This is a genomic window from Asaia sp. SF2.1, assembly GCF_000505765.1.
GTDB lineage: Bacteria > Pseudomonadota > Alphaproteobacteria > Acetobacterales > Acetobacteraceae > Asaia > Asaia bogorensis.
This window is the reverse complement of the sequence record NZ_AYXS01000003.1, coordinates 25,642-26,331: the sequence shown is the minus strand read 5'-3', so window position 1 is coordinate 26,331 and position 690 is coordinate 25,642. Positions and strand designations below refer to the sequence as shown.

The 690-nt window shown below is 62.2% G+C and carries 1 pseudogene; it reads right to left on the bottom strand.

Annotated features, from left to right (window positions below):
- Positions 1–611: pseudogene (locus tag P792_RS23465) on the bottom strand (hypothetical protein); the annotation flags it as partial.
- Positions 612–690: the final 79 nt, after the last annotated feature.

Genomic DNA, 690 nt, shown 5'->3' with positions numbered 1-690 from the left:
TCGTGGTTGCGCGTCTGGTGTGAGGCGATCTGACGGAGCATCTGCAAGGGGCGGGCAACAATTGGGGTTGCGAGTGCTGTTCCAGCCTCGCACTCGCTTTGCCAGTGCGCGATCGCGGCTGCACTTTCGACGCAAAGCGTGGTGCTCATTTCCCACCAGTTCCCTTTCTCCCTAGGAAAGGTGGCCGCCTGCAGGACCAGCCAGAGCGATCTGTCGTAGAACTGAATGGCCGAAAACATGCCAGGATTGAGCAGCCCGCCACGCAGACGTGCCTTTTGCAAAAGCGTCAGCAGAATTCCAGTCTCGAACCCGTGCGCTGTCCCGAGCATATCGATCCTTTGTCTGAGCGCCTCTTCCTTGCCGAGGCGGCGCCGGATCATGCGCGAGAAGCTGCCGGGGATTCGCAAGGCCGATGAGGGACCTTCCAGCGCGTCCCGTTTGCGGTGCGGGATCGAAAGCGACAGGGCGCCCAGTAGATCCTGTGCTTCACCGCCCCGGAGGTCCTCGTGAAGAGCGAAGACCAGAGCCAGCGCTTGCGCAAGCGTGCACGCGTTGACGACACCCTGCCATGGTCGGCCGCATTGTGCGCCGAGCGCGCGCTCAGCTGACATTTCCCGGAACATTCCCTCGATTACCGCGTGACGCGTCAGAAATTCCGCAGGGGTCAAAGGCGGGTCGAGTGGCAGGAGC